This window comes from Acidovorax sp. 35-64-16 (assembly GCF_002281195.1).
In the GTDB taxonomy this organism is placed as follows: domain Bacteria; phylum Pseudomonadota; class Gammaproteobacteria; order Burkholderiales; family Burkholderiaceae_C; genus Acidovorax; species Acidovorax defluvii.
In genome coordinates this window covers 54,813-73,077 of sequence record NZ_NCFM01000011.1, presented here as the reverse complement: position 1 = coordinate 73,077, position 18,265 = coordinate 54,813, and the positions used below count along the sequence as shown (strand labels likewise).

Below are 18,265 nucleotides of genomic sequence, written 5' to 3'. Positions count from 1 at the left end.
TGCCGCAAAATAACTTGTGCTTCGCGTTGGACGTTTGACGCCGGACGCCTGATGCCGGGCGCCTGACGCAGTCAAACGCCAGACGCCGTCATCCAAAAAGCGCCCGCCAGGCAGTCAGCGCTGCAGGGCGGGCATTGGGTCACACCTTCTCGAGCGCCTGCGCCAGGTCGGCCTGCAGGTCGCTGATGTGCTCGATGCCCACCGACAGGCGCACCATGTTCTCGCTCACACCGGCCTTGGCCAGCTCGGCCGGATTGAGCTGGCGGTGCGTGGTGGAGGCCGGGTGGGTAGCCAGGGACTTGGCATCGCCAATGTTCACCAGGCGGGTGAACAATTGCAGGGCATCGAGGAAACGGGCGCCTGCGGCACGCGGGTCGGCGTCGCTGGCCTTCAGGCCGAACGACAGGATGCCCGATGCGCGCCCGCCCATCTGCTTTTGGGCGAGTGCGTGGTCGGCGTGGTCGGGCAAGCCAGCGTAGCGCACCCATTCGACCTTGGGGTGGCTTTGCAGGTGTTTCGCCAGCGCCAATGCGTTGTCGCAGATGCGGTCCATGCGCAGCGGCAGCGTTTCGATGCCCTGCAGCGTGAGCCAGGCGTTGAACGGCGACAGCGCCGCGCCCATGTTGCGCAGCGGCACCACGCGCGCGGCCAATGTAGGCTGCAGCACCCAGCGCCTCGGTGTAGACCACGCCGTGGTAGCTCACGTCGGGCTCGTTCAGGCGCTTGAAGCGCTCCTTGTGCTCGGCCCACGGGAACTTGCCGCTGTCGACGATGATGCCGCCGATGCTGTTGCCGTGGCCGTTCATGTACTTGGTGAGCGCGTGCACCACGATGTCGGCACCGTGCTCGATGGGGCGGCACAGGTAGGGGCTGGGCACGGTGTTGTCCACGATCAGTGGCACACCATGGTCGTGCGCCACCTTGGCTAGCGCGGCGATGTCGGTCACGTTGCCCAGCGGGTTGCCGATGGATTCGCAGAACACGGCCTTGGTGCGTGCGTCGATCAGCGCCGCAAAGCTGGCCGGGTCGCGCGGGTCGGCAAAGCGCACCTCGATGCCCTGCTGCGGAAACGTGTGCGCAAACAGGTTGTAGGTGCCGCCATACAGCGTGCTTGCCGAAACGATGTTGTCGCCGGTCTCGGCAATGGTCTGGATGGCCGCCGTGATGGCCGCCATGCCCGAGGCCATGGCCAGCGCGGCAATGCCGCCCTCCAGTGCCGCGACGCGCTTTTCGAGCACGTCGTTGGTCGGGTTCATGATGCGTGTGTAGATGTTGCCGGGCACCTTCAGGTCGAACAGGTCGGCACCGTGCTGGGCGCTGTCAAACGCGTAGGCCACCGTCTGGTACAGCGGCACGGCGGCAGACTTGGTGGTGGGGTCGGGGGAGTAGTCGGCGTGGACGGCAAGGGTTTCGATGTGCATGGTTGGCAGTCTCTCTGTTGTGAAATGTTGTCGATGACCCGCGATGGCGGGGCGCCAGCGCACATTCTTGCACCGGCGGCCGTGGCGCCCCACCGAATCGTTTGCTATGTGCTTATGGGGCGGGGTCGTCGATGGCGCTGCCGCTGGCCCGGCGTTTGCGCCGCCACGCCTTCTCCAGCTCGACCACGCAATACACCACCAGCGCCGCTGCCACGCAGATGCCCAGCTCGCCCAGGCTCAGCGGCTCGGTTCTGAAAATGGGGTTGAGAAACGGCACGTAGATGGTGGCCATTTGCAGCGCAAACGTCAGCAGCACGGCGCCCAGCAGGGGCCGGTTGCTGGCCAGCCCCAGACGCCACAGCGGCTCGCTTTCGGAGCGGATGGCCATCACATGGGCCATCTGCGCAAGCGTGAGCACGGTGAACACCATGGTCTGCCAGTGCGCGTGGCCGGTGTGCAAGGCCCAGGCCTGCACGGCCAGGCACAGGCCAGCGATCAGCAGGCCCATGCCCAGAATGTGCTGCCACATGCCCTGGGCAAACAGGCTCTCGTTCGGCGGGCGGGGAGGGCGTTGCATGATGCCGCGCTCGGCCGGTTCGGCCGCCAGGGCCAGGCCGGGCAGGCCGTCGGTCACCAGGTTGACCCACAGGATGTGGATGGGCAGCAGCGGAATGGGCAGCAGCAGCAGCGGGGCCAGGAAGATGGTCCAAATCTCGCCCGAGTTGCCCGTCATGGCGTAGCGCACGAACTTGCGGATGTTGTCGTAGATGCGCCGACCCTCTTTCACCGCCGCGACGATGGTGGCGAAGTTGTCGTCCAGCAGCACCAGGCTGCTGGCCTCGCGTGCCACGTCGGTGCCGCCCTTGCCCATGGACACGCCAATGTCGGCGCGCTTGAGGGCCGGGGCGTCGTTCACGCCGTCGCCCGTCATGGCCACGAAATGGCCCTGGGCCTGCAGCGCCTCGACGATGCGGATCTTCTGCGCCGGGTCCACGCGGGCATACACATGCACCTGCTCCACGCGTGCGCGCAGTGCAGCGTCGTCCAACTGGGCCAAGTCGGCGCCGGTGAGCACGGGCGCATCGGCATGGGCCACGATGCCAAGGCGGTGCGCGATGGCGCGCGCCGTGGCGGGGTGGTCGCCCGTGATCATCACGGGGGTGATGCCCGCGCTCATGCAGTCGCGCACGGCGGCCTGGGCTTCCGGGCGCGGCGGGTCGATCAAGGCGATCAGGCCCAGCAGCTCCAGCTGGCTTTCCACATCATCCAGGGCATTGGTATCGGGCAGGCGCGCGTGGTTGCGCCGGGCCAGGGCCAGCACCCGCAGGCCCTGTGCGGCGAGCTGGTTGGCCGTGGCCAGCACGGCGGCGGTGTCCAGCGGCTGCCCGCCTTCGGGTGTCCACTGCGCCGTGCAGCGCGGCAGCACCGACTCGGGGGCGCCCTTGGTGTAGGCCACGAAGCCACTGCCGCCATTGCCGCAGCGGTGAAAGGTGGTCATGCGCTTGCGGTCGGAGTCGAAGGGCTGTTCCTGTACGCGCGGGGTGGTTGCATCGAGCTGTGCCTTGTCCAGCCCGCCTGCATGGGCGGCCAGAACCAGGGCGGTTTCTGTGGGGTCGCCCTGCCAGTCGGTTGGGTTGGCGCAGGGGCTGGGGGAAATGGAGGCGCCATCGTCATCGCTGCGTGCGTGGCGTGCGGCATCGTTGCACAGCGCAGCGGCGCGCAGGGCTTCTGCATGCACGGGGCCGGGCAACGGGTCGCCAGGTGCCCAGCGCTGGCCCTGTGCCAGCAGCAGTTCGGCGTGCATGTGGTTCTGGGTGAGGGTGCCGGTCTTGTCTGAGCAGATGGTGGTGACCGAGCCCAGTGTTTCCACCGAAGGCAGCCGGCGCACCAGTGCCTTGACCGCCACCATGCGGCGCGCGCCCAGCGCCAGCAGCACCGTGACCACGGCGGGCAGCGCTTCGGGGATGGCCGCCACGGCCAGGCTGATGGCGGTGAGGGCCATCAGCAGCGGGGATTCCCCGCGCAACACGCCCACCGCAAAAATCACGATGCAGATGGCGATGACCCCCAGGGCCAGGCGCTTGCCGAAGGCCGCCAGGCGCAGCTGCAGCGGCGTGCTGCGGTCTTCGCCGCCCAGCAGGCGGGCCACCTTGCCCAGTTCGGTGTGCATGCCGGTGGCCACCACCAGGCCCCGCGCGCGGCCGTGGGTGGCGGTGGTGCCCTTGAAGGCCATGTTGACGCGGTCGCCCAGGGCACTGGTGTCTTGCGCGGCCAGGGTGCCCGTCTGCTTGGCCACGGTGACCGATTCGCCCGTGAGTGCCGATTCGTCCACCTGCAGTTGTGCGATCTCGATCAGGCGCAGGTCGGCCGGGATCTGGTTGCCTGCTTCCAGAAGCACGATGTCGCCCGGCACCAGCACGCTCGCCGGCACCACCTGCACTTCGCCGCCGCGCAGCACGGTGGCATGGGCCGCCGACAGCTGGCGCAGCGCGGCCATGGCCTGGTCTGCCCGCCAGGCTTGCACGAAGCCGATGATGGCGTTGAGCACTACGATGACCAGGATGACCAGCGTGTCGGTGAGGTCGCCGATCACGCCCGAGATCACGGCTGCGCCCAGCAGCACCAGCACCATGAAGTCCTTGAACTGGTCGGCCAGCAGCGCCAGGGGGCCACGCCGTGCGTGGTCCTGCAGTTCGTTGGCGCCGTGCTGCAGTGCGCGCTGCGTGGCCTCTTCATCGTGCAGGCCGGTAGCGGGATTGACCTGGTAGGCCTGGGCGAGCTCGTGGGCGTCGCGCAGGTGGGCATCTGCTCGGGGGGCGTTGGCAGGGGTAAGGGGGTCGGTCGTCATGCAGTATTTCTGTTGGGGCGATGAACGATGCCGTGGGGGCTCACGCGCGGGTGGGGGTGTTCACAAGGAGGTCCCACCTTAGCCCAAACACATGTCATGCTTTGCAACTGAGCCGATGCGGGATGTCCCCGGTGGATATGTATGCTATATAAAACATAGCTGCTTGCGCTTATCCAGTAAGGGCTAAAGGCCTATTTGACCAATAAATTTGGCCCGCCGGACCCGCATGGCCCATTCAGCTATCGCGCGGTCACGGTCGTCAGGGAGCCTTGTGGGGCCTGGTCTTGTAGAAGGCAACCGGCGCTTCGGGCACTTGCTGGAGCACGGCGCGCTTGATCTTGCCCATGACATGCATCTCGCAAGGCTTGCAATCGAAGCGCAAAGTGAGCTTTTCCTTGCCATTGATCAGTTGCAAGGGCTCGGCCCGAATGGTGCCCTGCACGCCCGTGACGCCCTTGGCCTGCTTGGGGCAAAGGCTCATCGAATAGCGCACGCAGTGCTTGGTGATCATGAGGCTGACCTCGCCTTCCTCCTCATGCGCCTCGTAGGCCGCAGCGATCACCTTTACGCCATGGCGCACGTAAAAATCGTGTGCCTTGTGGTTGAACACGTTGCCCAGAAAGCTCAGCGTGTCTTCGGGGTAGGGCGCGGGCGGCTCCACCGGGGCGGCGCGTGGCAGGCGTACAAAGCCCTTGCTGCGCGATGCCTCCAGGTCGCTGAGCGCCTCGCGGCGCAAGGCATTGAGCGCCGAGGCGGGCACAAACCAGGGCTGCGAGAGCTGCAGGGCAGTGTCGTTGACTGCAAAAATCGTGGCGCCAAACCGGCCCAGCTGTTCGCGCAGGCTGGCTTCGGCCCGGGCGGCATCGGTGGCGCTTTGGTGGGCGTGCTGAATGCGCGCGCTGCCCGTGTAGCCGTCTTCGTCGGTCAGCGTGAGGGTCAGGCCGCCGGGTTGCTCAGCCAGCTGCACCCACAGGCCGATGCGCCGGTCGCTCGATTTTTTGTCGAGCACGCGCACCCAGTCCATGTCACGGTTGCGGTTGATCTCGGTGCCCTTGCGCAGGTCCTTGAAGCCGTCCATCGGGTCTTTGGGAAACACGCGCCATTGCGTGGTGCTGCGCGGCGAGGCCGGCTCGGCCCGGTTGATGGCCATGCCCACCAGCTCCTTGTGCAGGTCGTAGTAGCACAGGCCGTCGCCGTTGTGCAGGATGGTGGCGGGGTTGCTCACTTCCAGCTCCACAAAGTCGGGGCCCACCTTGATGACCCAGCCAATGGCCTGGCCGGGGTTTTTGGGGGTGTCAAAGGCGCCGATGTCTTCCTTGCGGCCGTTCACAAAGTAGTCGGTGAACTCGCGGTTGAAGTTTTGCAGCGGGTCGGGCGTGAAAGTGAAGGTGGTGCGCCCGCTGGACGAGCGCGAAAGTGGGTGGCCCGAGGCCTCGCGTTCTTCGATGATCTCGTCCAGCAGCGTGCGGTAGTGGGCGGTGATGTTCTTCACATAGCCCATGTCCTTGTAGCGCCCCTCGATCTTGAAGCTGCGCACGCCCGCGTCGATGAGCGCGCGCAGGTTGTCGCTCTGGTTGTTGTCTTTCATCGAGAGCACATGCTTGTCGTGCGCGATGAAGCGGCCCTGCGCATCGGTCACCTGGTAGGGCAGGCGGCAGGCCTGGCTGCAGTCGCCGCGGTTGGCGCTGCGGCCCGTTTGTGCATGGCTGATGTTGCACTGGCCGCTGTAGGCCACGCACAGCGCACCGTGGATGAAGAACTCGATGTTGGCGCGGCCGGGGGCATCGACCGGGCCCAGCGCCTTGTGCACGGCGGCAATCTGCTGCACCGTGAGTTCACGCGCCAGCACGATTTGCGACAGGCCTGCGTCCTGCAGAAAACGCGCTTTTTCGGGTGTGCGAATGTCGGTCTGGGTGCTGGCGTGCAGCTGGATGGGGGGCAGGTCGATCTCCAGGAGGCCCATGTCCTGGATGATGAGCGCATCGGCACCCGCCTCGTACACCTGCCAGGCCATGCGGCGCGCTGCCTCCAGCTCGTCATCGCGCAAGATGGTGTTGAGCGTGATGAAAATGCGGGTGTTGAAGCGGTGCGCGTGTGCAATCAGGCGCTCCAGATCGCGGATGTCATTGCCCGCGCCGGCACGGGCGCCAAAGGCGGGGCCACCGATGTACACGGCATCGGCGCCGTGGTTGACGGCCTCGATGCCGATGTCGGCGTCGCGGGCGGGGGAGAGCAGTTCGATCTGGTGGGGCAGCAAAGACATGGGGCAATTATCCCAGCGCCGGTTGCCGGGCGTGGCGGCCGGCACGCACAGGCTTGAGGTACTGCTGGCCGTGACTGCGACAGACGCTGCAGGTGAGCCCTTTGCAACCGACAAATCCATAAGCGAAATTAATTCACCAGAAAAATCCATGCTTGTTTGCCCATGCTGTGGCTGCGGCCAGACACGGGCGTACGATGCGGGGTTTTGCGCCCCTGTGGGGTGCTGTTTTTCTTCAATATTGATGGAAATGGAGCCGTGATGTCTGCTTACCGCCTGCGTTTTTCCCTGCAATGGACGGCCGCTGCCGCCCTCGCCGTGGCCTGTGGCGCCACGCTGGCCCAGGACGTGCAAACCGTCAAGATCGGCCACGCTGGCCCCATATCGGGTGGCATTGCCCACATCGGCAAAGACACCGAAAACGGTGTGCGCATGGCGGTGGACGACCTGAACACGCAGAACCTGGTCATTGGTGGCAAAAAGATCAAGTTCGTGATCGCCGCCGAGGACGACGCCGGTGACCCGCGCCAGGCCACCGCCGTGGCACAAAAGTTGTGCGACCAGAAGGTGGCCGGTGTAGTGGGCCACCTGCAGTCGGGCACGTCCATTCCCGCATCGTCGATCTATGACAAGTGTGATCTGCCACACATCACGGCATCGGCTTCCAACCCCGACCTGACCAAGCCTGGCTACAAGACGTCGTTCCGCCTTATCGCCAACGACAACGCCCTGGGCGCGGCGCTGGCCCTGTTTGCGGCAGATGCCCTCAAACTCAAGAGCGTGGCCATCATTGACGACCGCACGGCCTACGGCCAGGGCGTGGCCTCGGTGTTCAAGGCCACAGCGCTGCAAAAGGGCCTGAAGGTGGTGGCAGAGGAGTTCACCAACGACAAGGCCACGGACTTCATGGCCATTCTCACGGCCATCAAGAACAAGAAGCCCGACGCCATCTTTTACGGCGGCCTCGATGCACAGGCGGGCCCCATGCTGCGCCAGATGGAGCAACTGGGCCTGGGCGACGTGAAGTATTTCGGCGGCGATGCACTGTGCACGCCCAAGCTGCCCGAGTTGGCCGGCAAGTCGCCAGCTGTCAAGAATGTGACCTGTGCCACCGGTGGCGCATCGGTGGACAAGATGCAGGGCGGCGCCGACTGGAAGAAGCGTTACGACGCCAAGTTCCCCGGCCAGTTCCAGATCTACAGCCCCTATGCCTACGACGCCGCCATGGTGCTGGTGGATGCCATGAAGCGCGCCAACTCGGTGGACCCGCTGGTCTTCGGCCCTTTCCTGAGCAAGACCCAGTACAAGGGTGTAACGGCCAACATCAGCTTCATTGCCAAGGGTGAGCTGGCGGCGCCTGCTGTCACGCTTTATACCTACAAGGATGGCACCCGCGTTCCGCTGAACTGACACAGGCTGGATGCAGCAGGGCATCGCGGCGCGGGCCGGGCCCTGCCTGGGGCGTGCGGGTGAACGGGGGGCCCTTGCGGCAATAACCACGGATTTGCCACTACAGTGGGGCCCATGTATCTGCCGCCCCAGTTTCATTCACACGACCCGGCCCATGCCCGCGCCCTGATGCGCGAGCACCCGCTGGCCAGCCTGGTGTCCACCGACGATGAAGGGTTTCCCTTCGTCACCCACCTGCCGCTGCATGCGCAGGAGCGGGGCGACACGCTGGTGCTGCTGGGCCATTGCGCCCGGCCCAACCCGCACTGGCGCTATCTGCAGGCGCGGCGCGAGGCGCTGGTGACTTTCATGGGGCCGCAGGCCTATCTTTCACCGTCGGTGTATCCGGATCTGGCCCGGGTGCCCACCTGGAACTATCTGGCCGTTCACTGCCGCGTGCAGGCCCGTCTGATTGAGGAACCCTCCGCCAAGGATGCGCTCCTCAAGCAGCTGATTGGCGAACACGAGCCGCCCTATGCGGCGCAGTGGCGCGGCCTGGGCGAAGCGTTTGCGCACAAGATGCTGGCGGGCATCGTGGCGTTTGAGCTGGAGGTGGTGGAGCTGCAATGCAAGCTCAAGCTCAACCAGCATCGGCGTGAATCCCATGCCGCCATGTACGCACAGTACCGGCAAGGCGATCCCGATGCCCAGGCGCTGGCGCAATGGATGGAACGGCTGGGCATGGTGCCCGAGTCTGCAAACAACCCGGAGGTCTGACATGCGTGGAGTATTTGGATTGGTGGGCCTGGTGGTGGCGCTGGCCATTGTGGGTGTTCTGGCCAAGAAGCAACTGGCGTCCACCCGCACGCCGGTGCCTTCGTTGCAACCGCCTGCCGCGTCAAGCGGCGCAGCCACCCCGGCGCCGACGGGCACGGTGCGCGAGCAAAGCCAGCAGGTGCAGCAGCAGGTCAAGCAGCAGATGGAAGGCCTGATGCAGCAAGCCCGGCCCATGCCCGATGATTCCAAGTAAATATTGAACAAAATGGCCTGTAGCGCTTATGGATAAAGCGCTAACAGCTATTAAATATATAGCAATGCAATTGGAGCAAGACGCGCACTGGATGCGCCAGGCGCTGGCCCAGGCACAGGCCGCAGCGCTGGCGGGCGAAGTGCCGGTGGGGGCGGTGGTGGTCAAGGATGGCCAGGTGATTGCCACGGGCCGCAACGCACCGGTGTTGGGGAACGACCCCACTGCACACGCGGAAATCGTGGCGCTGCGCGCAGCGGCGCAGCATCTGGGCAACTACCGGCTCGATGGCTGCACGCTCTATGTCACGCTGGAGCCCTGCGCCATGTGCAGCGGCGCCATGCTGCATGCGCGCGTGCAGCGCGTGGTGTTTGGCGCACCAGACCCCAAGACGGGCGCCGCGGGCTCGGTGCTCAACCTGTTTGGGCATGCCGAGCTGAACCACCACACTGACGTGCAGGGCGGGGTGCTCGCGCACGAGTGCAGCGCGCTGCTAGGCACTTTTTTTCGTCAACGGCGCACCCAGCAACGCGCCCAGGCCTTGGCGCGCCATCCGCTGCGCGATGACGCCCTGCGCACGCCCGATGCGGCCTTTGCCGATCTGGCCGGTTACCCCTGGGCGCCGCATTACATCAGCGACCTGCCCAGCCTGGCGGGGCTGCGCATGCACTACCTGGACGAGGGGCCGCAACAGTCGCCGCGCACCTGGCTGTGCCTGCATGGCAACCCGAGCTGGAGCTATCTCTACCGCCACATGCTGCCCGTGTTTCTGGCGGCGGGCGACCGCGTGGTGGCGCCCGACCTGATTGGTTTTGGCAAAAGCGACAAACCCAAGAAAGATGGTTTTCACCAATTCGCATGGCACCGCCAGGTACTGCTGGAGCTGGTTGACCGGCTGGATCTGCGCAACACGGTGCTGGTGGTGCAGGACTGGGGCGGGATTTTGGGCCTGACCTTGCCCATGGACATGCCCGGGCGTTTTGCGGGCCTGCTGGTCATGAACACCATGCTGGCCACGGGCGATGCACCGCTGCCGCCCGGCTTTGCGCAATGGCGCGAGATGTGTGCCAAAAAACCGCTGTACAGCGTGGCGCGCCTGTTTGCGCGCGGCAACCCGCACCTGACCAGCAGCGAATGCGCGGCCTACGATGCGCCGTTTCCCGACCGTGGCTACCGCGCCGCATTGCGCGCGTTTCCGGCACTGGTGCCCGGGCAGGCAGACGCCGAGGGGGCGGCCGTGTCACGGGCGGCACGCGATTTCTGGCAACACGACTGGCAGGGGCGCAGCCTGATGGCTGTAGGCGTGCAAGACCCGGTGCTGGGCATGCCCGCCATGCAGGCGCTGCAACGCGACATTCGGGGCTGCCCGCCGCCCATCGTTTTGCCACAGGCGGGGCACTTTGTGCCAGAGCACGGCCAGGCCCTCGCCGTGCAGGCTGTGGAATACTTCAGGCCCTGATTGCGCAGCCTGCCAGGTTGTGCCCCCCATTCTTACGGAGCAGGCCGCTGCCTGGCCTGAACGCTTTGCCCCACCACCACGACCCGTCGCACTGCGAACACGACCACGGCCCCCAACACATCTACATCTACTCGCCCGCTGGCGCCATCCGCGACAAGGCCGCGTTCAAGCGCGGCATTGCGCGCCTGAAGGCCATGGGCCACGAGGTGGAAGTGGACCCCGATGCCCAGGCCGTGCACACGCGCTTTGCCGGTGATGACGCCACGCGCCTTGCCGCCATTCACCGCGCAGCGGCCAGCGGGGCCGACGTGGCGCTGATCACGCGAGGGGCTTATGGCCTCACGCGCATCCTCCCGGGCATCCGCTACAAGGCCGTGGCCAAGGCCATCGATGGCGGCATGAAGTTTGTGGGCCTGAGCGATTTCACGGCGTTCCAGAGTGCCGTGCTGGCGCAGACGGGCGCGGTGACCTGGGCCGGCCCCGGGTTGATCGGCGACTTTGGTGTCGAGGGCGAGCCCGACGACATCATGCTGGCCTGCTTTGATGACCTGCTGACGGGCCACGGCGAGGGCGCTGGCTGGCGCATGGCGCGTGAAAAACCGCAAGCCGACGGCAAGCCGGCAGTGGCCGACATGTACGTGAAGAACGCCACCCTTTGGGGCGGTAACCTGGCTGTGCTGACGGGACTGGTGGGCACGCCGTATCTGCCCACGGTGCGTGGCGGCATCCTGTTCGTGGAAGACGTGGGCGAGCACCCCTACCGCATCGAGCGCATGCTCACGCAACTGCTGCACGCGGGCATCCTGGCCCAGCAGAAGGCCGTGGTGCTGGGGCAGTTCACCAACTACAAGCTGGCGCCCCACGACAAGGGGTTCAAGCTGCAATCCGTGGTGGACTGGCTGCGCACCCAGATCAAGGCGCCCGTGCTTACCAATCTGCCATTCGGGCATGTGCAAACCAAGGTGTTGCTGCCGGTGGGGGCGAAGGTGTCGCTGTCAGTGGAAGACCGTGATGCGCTGCTCTACTGGGGACACCAGCACTGATGGCAGATTAAGAGCGGCTAACAAAACTCTTCTGGCGTCGTTGCAGCGTCTTGTCGTACTACTCGTACTGCCTGCGACGCTGCGCCTAGCCAGAACCGCTTCGCTGAGTTTTGTTAGCCGCTCTAAAGATTAGCGGGCCTGGATGCCCCGCCCAGCGTGCGGGGCAACTGCCCCTGAAACAGCGGTGTCAATTGGGTCAGCGTGGCATTGGCGACGGCCTCGCCCCGCAGCGGCACCAGCATGGCGCGCAAATCCATGCGCAGGTACCACAGCGCTTCGATATCGCTCGCGTAGCGCAGGCGCATGTTCATGCGGGCGACTTCGCTGCCACCGAGGCCCACCAGGCACTGGATCATCGCGTAGCGAACTTCTTCGAGACCATGGTTGCGCACCCATGAAGTCGACGCAGGAGCATCGCGGCCAAGCAGGCCGTGCAGACTGTTGCGAAGATTGGGTTTGTTCCAGCGCATGAAGAAACGGCAGGCTGTCTGCGAGTGGCAGGACGGGCCAAGTTACGCGGGAGCAAGGCGGCGCGCAAGGGGTGTGCTCCTCTTTTTGCAGAAAGACAACACGCCACGGCCACTTTTCTCCACTTTACACGGGGTGTGGGCTGTTTTGGTGGGGGGCACAAGAGGCTGGACGGGCGATGGTTGGATTTTTGCGAACGACCGTGTCATTTAGCGCGTGCGCTGCAGCAGGGCTTGCACTAAACTGATCCGGATAAAGGCAATAAAGGGCGTGAGTTCATGAGTGTTCTGTCGACGGTCGTGTTTGCGGATATTTCAGGCAGCGCGTCGTTGTATGAAACCCTTGGCAATGAACGAGCCACCGAGGCCGTCACCCAGGTTACCCAGTGGATTGGCGGCACCATCGAAGCCCATCGCGGCCGCATCGTGAAGAATCTGGGCGACGGTGTACTGGGAATTTTCGGAGACGCGGCAAGCGCTGTCTCGGCCGCTGCGGCCATGCTGCGCGGACACCAGGAACGACTGAGCCGATGGCCCCTGCCGCTGCGCATGAATATCCGCGTGGGCGTGGCCAGCGGCGATGTGGTGGATGTGGACGGAGATTGCTATGGCGATGCCGTGAATGTCGCTTCCCGATTGTGTGAGCGCGCCGGGCCCGCAGAAATCTGGGCCACGGAAGCCGCGGTGCTGCTGTCGGGCGCCGCACCCTCGGTGTGGTACCGCAAGCTGGGCACGATGGGAATTCGCGGCAAATCCGAAAAGCTGATGCTCTACCAGGTGGAGTGGCGTGAAAACGAAGAGCCCGACTCGTTGACCATGCAGGCCGCGCTGGTCAGCCAGTTCGCACCCGTGGACTCGGTCCTGGGGCAGATCCAGTTTTCGTGGCACGGCGTCGACCTGTCCTTCACCTCTGCCGAGGCACCCGTGCACATTGGCCGCGCCACCGATGCGCGCGTGTGCATTAACGACCCCCGCGTTTCACGGCTGCACGCGCGCATCGATTGGCGCGGCAGCGGTTTTGTGCTGACCGACATGAGCAGCTTTGGCACCTGGGTGCGCTTTGATGGCAGCGATGTCCCCGTGCAACTGCGCCGCGATGCCTGCAACCTGCATGGCACCGGCGAGATGGCGCTGGGGGTTTCGTTTGCTGATTCGAGTGCTCCCGTCGTCAAATTCCAGGTGGCCGGAGGCTGCGCGCACCTCGGTTGATTGCCCGCGCGCCCCGCGCCATGCGCTGGCAAAGGGTCGGGTCACACCGCACCGGCCAGGGCAGCGCCCATTTCCAACAAAAGCTTGAGGAGACATACACCATGGTGTGGGCACAACGCGCATTCGTCGCACTGGTAGCAGGGGCCTTGCTGGCGGGGGGCGGCATGGCCGTGTATGTGCAGCGTGCTTTTCCGGCGCTGGATGGGCGCTTGGCGGTACAAGGGTTGCGCCATGGCGTCAGCGTGCAGCGCGATTCAGCCGATGTCACGCACATCCAGGCGCAGTCTGCGCAGGATGCGTGGTTTGCCATGGGTTACGTGCACGCGCAAGAGCGCACCTGGCAGCTCGAATTCAACCGCCGGGTCATGCATGGCGAGTTGTCCGAAGTTTTTGGCCCTGCCACGCTGGAGACCGACAAGCTCATGCGTGCGCTCGACATCATGGGCCATGCACGCCGGCAATATGCCGGGCTGCCCGCCCACGCCCGCGAGGCGCTGCAGGTCTACAGCCAGGGCATTCATGCCTTCCACAAAAACCTGCCGCAGGCATTGCCCCCCGAGTTTCATGTGCTGGGGGTAAAGCCCGGCGGCGCCACCGGTGCTGTCTGGCAGCCTGAAGACAGCGTGGGCTGGGCGTTGATGATGGCGCTGGACCTGGGCGGCAACTGGGGCAACGAGTTTGCCCGCCTGTCGGTGGCCAGAACGCTGGACACCGGGCGCCTGTGGCAGCTGATGCCGCCCTATCCGGGCGAGCCCCCTGCGGCGTCGGCCGATCTGGCCAGTTTGTACCGGCAACTGGGCATCTACCGGGATGCCGCAACGCCAGCTAACCCCACCGACACCCTGGGCGGCAAGCCCGAGGCCACAAGCGCCGCGCCGCAAGGGACCGGGGGCGTGTTTTCGCGCCAGGTCAGCCAGGGCATGCTGGCCTGGGCACAAGACCTCACCCGCAACGCCGGCACCTCTGAAGGCAAGGGCAGCAACAACTGGGTGCTGGCAGGTTCGCGCACGGTCAGCGGCAAACCCTTGCTTGCCAACGACCCCCACCTGGGCCTGAGCGCGCCGGCCATCTGGTATTTTGCGCGGCTCAAGGCGCCGTCGGGCACCGCTGCCGATGGCACCCCCATTGGTGCCCTGGATGTCATCGGCGCCACCTTGCCGGGGCTGCCCTTTGTGGTGCTGGGCCGCACCGACAGCGTGGTTTGGGGTTTCACCAACACCGGCCCGGATGTGCAAGACCTGTATCTGGAGCAGATCAACCCCGCCGACCCCGGCCAGTACCGCACGCCCGAGGGCTGGATGCCCTTTGCGCAGCGCACCGTGACCATTCGCGTCAAGGGCCAGCCCGATGTGGTGCTGCCGCTGCGCACAACCCGCCATGGCCCGGTATTGAGCGACGTGCAAAAGCCGCACGCCGAGGTGCTGGACCTGCGCAAATATGTGCTGGCGCTGCGCTGGAGTGCGCTGGATGCCGACAACCAGACGGTGCTTGCCGGGCTGCAGACCAACCAGGCAAAGTCGGTGGATGCGCTGTTTGAGGCGCTGGAGCCCTACCACTCGCCCATGCAGAGCGTGGTGGCCGCCGATGTGCACGGCAGCATCCGCTTCAAGGCCATGGGCAAGGTGCCTTTGCGCCACGCGGACAATGACATTCGCGGCGTGGCGCCGTCGCCCGGCTGGGATGCGCGCTACGACTGGCGAGGCTGGTTGCCCTCTGCCCAGGCGCCCCAGGACGATGGCGGCAGGGGCTGGGTGGCCACCGCCAACCAGCGCGTCACTGCGCCCGACTACCCGCATTACCTCACGCAAGACTGGGCGTTGCCATACCGTTTTGACCGCATTGCCCAGCTGATCGAGGCGACCCCCCGGCACGATGGGGCCAGCATGCAGGCCATCCAGGCCGATGTCTTGTCGCTGGCCACGCTGCGGTTGCTGCCCCATGTGCGCAAGGCCTCGCCACAGCATCCGCTGGCGGTACAAGTGCAGGCATTGCTGCACGATTTTGACGGCGTCATGGATGCCCACCGGGCCGCCCCGCTGGTGTTTGCCGCGTGGACGGACGAGCTGGCACGGGGCGTGATTGCCCCCCACATAGGGGAAGATCGCTTCAAGGCCACCTACGGCAAGCGTGACTACCGCGCCGCCCTGGAAGGAATTCTGGAGCGCGACGATGCCTGGTGGTGCCAGCCGCTGTCGTGTGCCGACCAGTCGGCAGCCGCGCTGGTGCGTGCACTGGATCGCCTGCAGGCCGACTATGGCCCCGACCCGGCTCGCTGGCGCTGGGGCGATGCCCATCCTGCGCTCAGCAGCCACCGCCCCTTCGGCAACGTGGCGCTGCTGGCACCTTACTTTGATGTCAACGTGCCTTCGCCCGGCGATGCCTACACGGTGAATGCGGGGCAGTACAACGCGGGTGACGCCAAGGGCGCTTTCGTGAACCGCCATGCGGCTTCGCTGCGCGCGGTGTACGACCTGGCCGACCTGGAAAACTCACGCTTCATCTACCAGACGGGCCAGAGCGGGCTGGTGTTCTCCCCACGCTACCGTGACATGCGTGCCACTTGGGCGCAGGCGGGTTACCGCAACCTGCAACGGCAGCCTGCACGCATGCAGCACGATTTGCGGCTGGTGCCCGCGCCATAGCGTCTCTTGCCTCGAAAAAAGGCAGGACGAGTACGTGAAAGGGTGCCCAGGCACAGCGCAGGCCAGCCAAGGGCGCAAATGGCGGCGGGACGGGCCTGGAGCGACCGGGGACGCCGCTCAGCACCGCCCTTGCGGCAACCCTGCCGGGTCAGCGTCTTGATCGTCTGAATATATGAAAAAAATGGCTCTAGCCCTTTATGGATAAGCGCTAGCAGCTATAAATATAGAAGCAAATGGTTCGGTGTCGGGCAGCACATAGGCCACGCCGCTGGAGCGCCCAAACAAGGGATCGATCCACTGGTTGTAAAACGCCGCGGGCGCATTGATGCAGCCATAGCTGATCCGTTTGTCCTGCGCGCTGCGGCTGGCCAGACGTTGCAGGCGCCGCTCGGAAGCGCTGACGCTGCGCACGCGGTGCAGCGAAACCGCCGATTCGTAGTCAATCCACACGATGTCTTCGCCGCGCAGGTTGCGGCCAGGCTCGGTCACAAAACGGCCGGCAGGGGTGGTGCGTTCTTCGGGGCGAACCTGGGCCAACGGGCGCTGGCCGATGCCGGGCACCGAATGGTCGCCGCGCGCCGCACCCAGCAGCACCGGGGCAGAGCCCAGCCACCGCGCCTGTGCCGAAAAAACGTGGATGCGGGCGGCCAGTTTGTCTACCACCGCAAAGGGCAGGCCCTGGTTGTCGCCGGTGCCTTCGATCCAGCGCACCAGCTGGCGCACCAAAGGGCTGGTGCCAGCAGCAGGGTGGCCGTCTGCGAGCGGCGTTGCGGGCAGGTTTGCCGACGCTGCGTGGCCTGCCGGGGCCATCACTGTGGCAATCCACGCACCTGCACCACACAGCAACGTGCGGCGGTTCAGCGGCAGGGGATTCAGGGGTGTGCAAGAACGAGGCATGGCGCCTGCCATCGTATCGTCTTGGTGCGGGCCGATGGCTGCCATCGCGGTGAAATCATTCCATCTGTGCGGGGTGTGCGCACAAAAAGCACCCTGGCCTGGGGGTGATCCGCAGAGTCGTGAGGCGTGTGAAGACTTTCTCGCTGCAATTGTTTTCTTTGCAGATGAAAAAATGAGCCAAAACGGGCTTGAGCCCTTATTCCGTAAGCGCTGGTAGCTATCAAAATAAGAAAACCCGCCCAGGGCTGCCGAGGCAACCCGAAGGCGGGGAGGGGTGGCAAGCGGGCCTTGGCAATACTGGTGTGCGTGGCACCCGCCAGCGCACAGCGGTGTTGTCAGCCAGCAGCCGCGGGCGATCAGGGCTTTGGCGGTGCGTACTTGCCCAGTTCCATCTTGGCGATGGAGTTGCGGTGCACTTCGTCCGGGCCATCGGCAAAGCGCAGTGTGCGTGCCTGGGCGTAGGTAAAGGCGAGCGGGAAGTCGTCACTCACGCCGCCGCCGCCGTGCGCCTGCATGGCCCAGTCGATCACGTCGCAGGCCATGGTGGGTGCCACCACCTTGATCATGGCGATTTCGGTGCGTGCGACCTTGTTTCCGGCGGTGTCCATCAGCCACGCGGCCTTGAGCGTGAGCAGGCGGGCCATGTCGATCTTGCAGCGCGCCTCGGCAATGCGCTCTTGCGTCACGCCTTGCTGCGCCACCGTCTTGCCAAAGGCCACGCGCGCCATGGAGCGCTTGCACATGAGTTCCAGTGCGCGCTCTGCCAGGCCGATCAGGCGCATGCAGTGGTGGATGCGTCCGGGGCCAAGGCGCCCTTGTGCGATTTCGAAGCCACGGCCTTCGCCCAGCAGGATGTTGGAGGCTGGAACGCGCACGTTCTCGAACAGCACCTCGGCGTGGCCGTGGGGTGCGTCGTCGTAGCCGAACACATTAAGTGCACGCACGATCTTCACGCCGGGTGTGTTGGCGGGCACGAGGATCATGCTCTGCTGCGAGTGGCGTGGGGCGTCCGGGTTGGTCTTGCCCATGGTGATGAACACCGAGCAGCGCGGGTCCATGGCACCCGATGTCCACCACTTGCGGCCATTGATCACGTAGTCGTCGCCGTCACGCTCGATGCGGGTGGCGATGTTGGTGGCGTCGCTCGATGCCACGTCGGGTTCGGTCATGGCGAAGGCTGAGCGGATCTTGCCTTCGAGCAGTGGCTTGAGCCAGCGGGCCTTGTTTTCCGCGTCACCGTAGCGGGCGATGGTTTCCATGTTGCCGGTGTCTGGGGCCGAGCAGTTGAAGACTTCGCTCGACCACAGCACGCGGCCCATGATTTCGGCCAGGGGGGCGTATTCCTGGTTGGTCAGGCCCGCACCGTGGTAGCCAGATGCCTCGGCCGTGTCCACGGGCAGGAACAGGTTCCACAGCCCGGCGGCCTGGGCCTTGAGCTTGAGGTTTTCGATGGTCTGCAGCGGCGTCCAGCGCTTGCCCACGGCCGTGTTGGCGGCCAGCTCGGCGGCGTAGGCTGCCTCGGCCGGGTAGATGTGGTCGTCCATGAACTGGAGCAGCTTGGCCTGCAGTTCCTTGGTCTTGGGGGAGTAGTCAAAGTCCATGG

13 protein-coding genes and 1 pseudogene are annotated in these 18,265 nt (G+C 65.4%); 8 read left to right on the top strand and 6 right to left on the bottom strand.

Annotated elements, in window-relative coordinates; all coding sequences use genetic code 11:
• Window positions 1-139 precede the first annotated feature (139 nt).
• The 3 genes and pseudogenes from B7Y64_RS09685 to B7Y64_RS09675 all read right to left on the bottom strand — a co-directional run bounded on the left by B7Y64_RS09685 (window position 140) and on the right by B7Y64_RS09675 (window position 6,532).
• Window positions 140-1,421 (bottom strand): annotated as a pseudogene (locus B7Y64_RS09685) (aminotransferase class I/II-fold pyridoxal phosphate-dependent enzyme).
• A 112-nt stretch (window positions 1,422-1,533) separates the two neighbouring features.
• Window positions 1,534-4,269, bottom strand: coding sequence for a cation-translocating P-type ATPase (locus B7Y64_RS09680; protein WP_291328742.1), 2,736 nt, complete (start codon window positions 4,267-4,269; stop codon window positions 1,534-1,536).
• Window positions 4,270-4,528: 259 nt separating this feature from the next.
• Window positions 4,529-6,532: a U32 family peptidase gene (locus tag B7Y64_RS09675; RefSeq protein WP_291325742.1), complete on the bottom strand. Its 2,004-nt coding sequence runs from the start codon at window positions 6,530-6,532 to the stop codon at window positions 4,529-4,531.
• A gap of 273 nt (window positions 6,533-6,805) precedes the next feature.
• On the opposite strand from B7Y64_RS09675, the gene B7Y64_RS09670 reads away from it, so the two are divergent.
• The 5 genes from B7Y64_RS09670 (at window position 6,806) to B7Y64_RS09650 (ending at window position 11,447) form a co-directional block, all read left to right on the top strand.
• Window positions 6,806-7,939, top strand: coding sequence for a branched-chain amino acid ABC transporter substrate-binding protein (locus B7Y64_RS09670; protein WP_035241843.1), 1,134 nt, complete (start codon window positions 6,806-6,808; stop codon window positions 7,937-7,939).
• Between the two features lie 114 nt (window positions 7,940-8,053).
• Window positions 8,054-8,695 (top strand): FMN-binding negative transcriptional regulator, encoded by a 642-nt coding sequence (locus B7Y64_RS09665; protein WP_291326786.1) that lies wholly within the window; start codon window positions 8,054-8,056, stop codon window positions 8,693-8,695.
• Window position 8,696: 1 nt separating this feature from the next.
• On the top strand, window positions 8,697-8,948 hold the full coding sequence (locus B7Y64_RS09660) for a hypothetical protein (RefSeq protein ID WP_291328740.1): 252 nt from the start codon (window positions 8,697-8,699) through the stop codon (window positions 8,946-8,948).
• 64 nt (window positions 8,949-9,012) lie between these two features.
• Window positions 9,013-10,404 carry a tRNA adenosine(34) deaminase TadA gene (tadA, locus tag B7Y64_RS09655; RefSeq protein WP_291326784.1) on the top strand — a complete coding sequence of 464 codons (1,392 nt, stop codon included), beginning with the start codon at window positions 9,013-9,015 and terminating at the stop codon, window positions 10,402-10,404.
• Between the two features lie 65 nt (window positions 10,405-10,469).
• Entirely contained in the window at window positions 10,470-11,447 is a 978-nt protein-coding gene (locus tag B7Y64_RS09650) for an LD-carboxypeptidase (RefSeq protein WP_111868111.1), read from the top strand.
• 122 nt (window positions 11,448-11,569) lie between these two features.
• On the opposite strand, the gene B7Y64_RS09645 is transcribed toward B7Y64_RS09650, so the two are convergent.
• The gene (locus B7Y64_RS09645) at window positions 11,570-11,917 is read right to left on the bottom strand and encodes a hypothetical protein (protein ID WP_111868112.1); all 348 of its coding nucleotides are present in this window, start codon (window positions 11,915-11,917) and stop codon (window positions 11,570-11,572) included.
• A gap of 276 nt (window positions 11,918-12,193) precedes the next feature.
• Between B7Y64_RS09645 and B7Y64_RS09640 the strand changes: the two genes are divergently transcribed.
• Both B7Y64_RS09640 and B7Y64_RS09635 read left to right on the top strand, forming a co-directional pair.
• The gene (locus B7Y64_RS09640; RefSeq protein WP_024815283.1) at window positions 12,194-13,123 is read left to right on the top strand and encodes an FHA domain-containing protein; all 930 of its coding nucleotides are present in this window, start codon (window positions 12,194-12,196) and stop codon (window positions 13,121-13,123) included.
• A 101-nt stretch (window positions 13,124-13,224) separates the two neighbouring features.
• The gene (locus B7Y64_RS09635) at window positions 13,225-15,765 is read left to right on the top strand and encodes a penicillin acylase family protein (protein WP_291328736.1); all 2,541 of its coding nucleotides are present in this window, start codon (window positions 13,225-13,227) and stop codon (window positions 15,763-15,765) included.
• Window positions 15,766-15,960: 195 nt separating this feature from the next.
• Here B7Y64_RS09635 and B7Y64_RS09630 read toward each other — a convergent pair whose 3' ends face one another.
• Window positions 15,961-16,662 (bottom strand): hypothetical protein, encoded by a 702-nt coding sequence (locus B7Y64_RS09630; protein WP_291327131.1) that lies wholly within the window; start codon window positions 16,660-16,662, stop codon window positions 15,961-15,963.
• Between B7Y64_RS09630 and B7Y64_RS09625 the strand changes: the two genes are divergently transcribed.
• Window positions 16,661-16,879 (top strand): hypothetical protein, encoded by a 219-nt coding sequence (locus B7Y64_RS09625; protein ID WP_291327129.1) that lies wholly within the window; start codon window positions 16,661-16,663, stop codon window positions 16,877-16,879. The two genes, B7Y64_RS09630 and B7Y64_RS09625, sit on opposite strands and share 2 nt — an antisense overlap.
• A gap of 139 nt (window positions 16,880-17,018) precedes the next feature.
• On the opposite strand, the gene B7Y64_RS09620 is transcribed toward B7Y64_RS09625, so the two are convergent.
• Complete coding sequence (locus tag B7Y64_RS09620) at window positions 17,019-18,263, bottom strand: acyl-CoA dehydrogenase family protein (protein WP_291327127.1); 1,245 nt, start codon at window positions 18,261-18,263, stop codon at window positions 17,019-17,021.
• Window positions 18,264-18,265 lie beyond the last annotated feature (2 nt).

Bases quoted from the DNA above. Each gene is read 5' to 3' on its own strand.
- B7Y64_RS09680 (WP_291328742.1), bottom strand. From the start codon at position 4,269: ATGACGACCGACCCCCTTACCCCTGCCAACGCCCCCCGAGCAGATGCC.
- B7Y64_RS09675 (WP_291325742.1), bottom strand. From the start codon at position 6,532: ATGTCTTTGCTGCCCCACCAGATCGAACTGCTCTCCCCCGCCCGCGAC.
- B7Y64_RS09665 (WP_291326786.1), top strand. From the start codon at position 8,054: ATGTATCTGCCGCCCCAGTTTCATTCACACGACCCGGCCCATGCCCGC.
- B7Y64_RS09660 (WP_291328740.1), top strand. From the start codon at position 8,697: ATGCGTGGAGTATTTGGATTGGTGGGCCTGGTGGTGGCGCTGGCCATT.
- tadA (WP_291326784.1), top strand. From the start codon at position 9,013: ATGCAATTGGAGCAAGACGCGCACTGGATGCGCCAGGCGCTGGCCCAG.
- B7Y64_RS09645 (WP_111868112.1), bottom strand. From the start codon at position 11,917: ATGCGCTGGAACAAACCCAATCTTCGCAACAGTCTGCACGGCCTGCTT.
- B7Y64_RS09640 (WP_024815283.1), top strand. From the start codon at position 12,194: ATGAGTGTTCTGTCGACGGTCGTGTTTGCGGATATTTCAGGCAGCGCG.
- B7Y64_RS09635 (WP_291328736.1), top strand. From the start codon at position 13,225: ATGGTGTGGGCACAACGCGCATTCGTCGCACTGGTAGCAGGGGCCTTG.
- B7Y64_RS09625 (WP_291327129.1), top strand. From the start codon at position 16,661: ATGGCGCCTGCCATCGTATCGTCTTGGTGCGGGCCGATGGCTGCCATC.
- B7Y64_RS09630 (WP_291327131.1), bottom strand. From the start codon at position 16,662: ATGCCTCGTTCTTGCACACCCCTGAATCCCCTGCCGCTGAACCGCCGC.
- B7Y64_RS09620 (WP_291327127.1), bottom strand. From the start codon at position 18,263: ATGGACTTTGACTACTCCCCCAAGACCAAGGAACTGCAGGCCAAGCTG.